Raw genomic sequence first — 2,150 nt, forward strand, 5'->3', positions numbered from 1 at the left:
CGAGCTTGGCCTTGACCTCGTCGATCGACTTCGCACCGAAGTTGCGGATGTCGAGCAGGTCGGCCTCGCTGCGCCCCACGAGCTCACCCACGGTGTGGATGCCCTCGCGCTTGAGGCAGTTGTAGGACCGCACCGTGAGGTCGAGGTCCTCGATCGGCAGGGCGAGGTCGGCGGCGAGCGCGGCGTCGGTCGGCGAGGGGCCCATGTCGATGCCCTCGGCCTCGACGTTGAGCTCACGGGCCAGGCCGAAGAGCTCGACGAGGGTCTTGCCGGCGGACGCGAGCGCGTCGCGCGGAGCCATCGAGTTCTTGGTCTCGACGTCGACGACGAGGCGGTCGAAGTCGGTGCGCTGCTCGACACGGGTGGCCTCGACCTTGTAGGTCACGGTCAGGACCGGCGAGTAGATGGAGTCGATCGGGATGCGACCGATCTCCTGGTCGCCCGACTTGTTCTGCTGCGCCGAGACGTAGCCGCGGCCGCGCTCGACGGTGAGCTCCATCTCGACGGTGCCCTTGTCGTTCAGGGTCGCGATGTGCAGGTCGGTGTTGTGGATCTCGACACCGGCCGGGGGCGCGATGTCAGCAGCGGTGACGGCGCCGGCGCCCTGCTTGCGCAGGTACATCACGACGGGCTCGTCGTGCTCGCTGGAGACGACCAGACCCTTGACGTTGAGGATGATCTCGGTGACGTCCTCCTTGACCCCGGGGATCGTGGAGAACTCGTGGAGCACGCCGTCGATGCGGATGCTCGTGACCGCGGCACCCGGGATGCTCGAGAGCAGGGTGCGACGCAGGGAGTTGCCGAGCGTGTAGCCGAAGCCGGGCTCGAGGGGCTCGATGGCGAAACGGCTCCGGTTCTCGGAGACGACGTCCTCGGAGAGGACGGGACGCTGTGCGATGAGCACGGTGATTCTTCCTTCCCACGGGCGACCGCTATATGACGCCTCGTGATGCCGGGCTCAGGGCCCGGCCTCCGCCCCACCTCTGTCCGTGGTGCGGATCGCACTCCCGGATGCCGTCCGCGCCGGGTCCCACGCTCAGCGTGGGCGTCGCGCGGACGGCATCCGGTCGTGTGTCAGTTCTTGGAGTAGAACTCGACGATGAGCTGCTCGGTGAGGACCGTGTCGATCTGGGCCCGCGTCGGCAGCTGGTGGATCAGGATCTGCAGCGAGCCCGGGACGACCTGGAGCCAGGCCGGGACGGGACGCTCGCCGTAGGTCTCACGCGCCACCTGGAGGGGGAGCGTCTCGACCGACTGCTTGCGCACGGTGATGATGTCGTACTGCTCGACCCGGTACGAGGGCACGTCGACGCGCACGCCGTTGACCTCGAAGTGGCCGTGCGTCACGAGCTGACGCGCCTGGCGGCGGGTGCGGGCCAGACCCGCGCGGTAGATGACGTTGTCGAGACGGGACTCGAGGATCGTCAGGATGTTCTCACCGGTCTTGCCGGGGCGGTTCGCCGCTTCCTTGTAGTAGCGGCGGAACTGCTTCTCCATGACGCCGTAGGTGAAGCGAGCCTTCTGCTTCTCCTGCAGCTGGGTGAGGTATTCCTTCTCCTGGATCCGGCGACGGCCGTGCTGGCCGGGCGGGAAGGGACGCAGGTCGAAGTTCTTGTCGCCGCCGACGAGGTCGGTCTTGAGCCGGCGCGACTTCTTGGTGATGGGTCCGGTGTAACGGGCCATGTCTCTCTCTTACCTTTCGCGAAGTCTCGTGGCGCTCAGACGCGGCGGCGCTTGGGCGGGCGAACACCGTTGTGCGGGCTCGGGGTGACGTCCTGGATCGAACCGACCTCGAGGCCGGCAGCGGTCAGGGAACGGATGGCGGTCTCACGACCGGAACCCGGGCCCTTGACGAAGACGTCCACCTTGCGCATGCCGTGCTCCATGGCGCGGCGTGCGGCAGCCTCGGCCGCGGTCTGCGCGGCATACGGCGTGGACTTGCGGGACCCCTTGAAGCCCACCTGGCCGGCAGAGGCCCAGGCGATGACGGCCCCGGTGGGGTCGGTGATCGAGATGATCGTGTTGTTGAACGTGCTCTTGATGTGGGCCTGGCCCACTGCGACGTTCTTCTTCTCCTTGCGGCGCACCTTCTTGGCGCCCGCCGTACGGCCCTTGGGAGGCATGTGCTCTCTTTCCTACGAAGTCTTCGG

General features: G+C 67.4%; 3 protein-coding genes. All 3 read right to left on the bottom strand.

What is annotated here, in order from left to right:
* Nucleotides 1–904, bottom strand: a 904-nt coding sequence (locus PLL68_RS14180) for a DNA-directed RNA polymerase subunit alpha (protein WP_324535178.1), incomplete at its 3' end; no start/stop codon positions are given.
* A gap of 170 nt (nucleotides 905–1,074) precedes the next feature.
* On the bottom strand, nucleotides 1,075–1,683 hold the full coding sequence (gene rpsD, locus PLL68_RS14185; RefSeq protein ID WP_159900870.1) for a 30S ribosomal protein S4: 609 nt from the start codon (nucleotides 1,681–1,683) through the stop codon (nucleotides 1,075–1,077).
* Nucleotides 1,684–1,718: 35 nt separating this feature from the next.
* A complete protein-coding gene (gene rpsK, locus PLL68_RS14190) occupies nucleotides 1,719–2,123 on the bottom strand; it encodes a 30S ribosomal protein S11 (protein ID WP_159900872.1) in 405 nt (134 codons plus the stop codon).
* Between the last annotated feature and the right edge of the window lie 27 nt (nucleotides 2,124–2,150).

It is taken from the genome of Ornithinibacter sp. (genome assembly GCF_035443565.1).
Taxonomy (GTDB): Bacteria; Actinomycetota; Actinomycetes; order Actinomycetales; family Dermatophilaceae; genus Fodinibacter.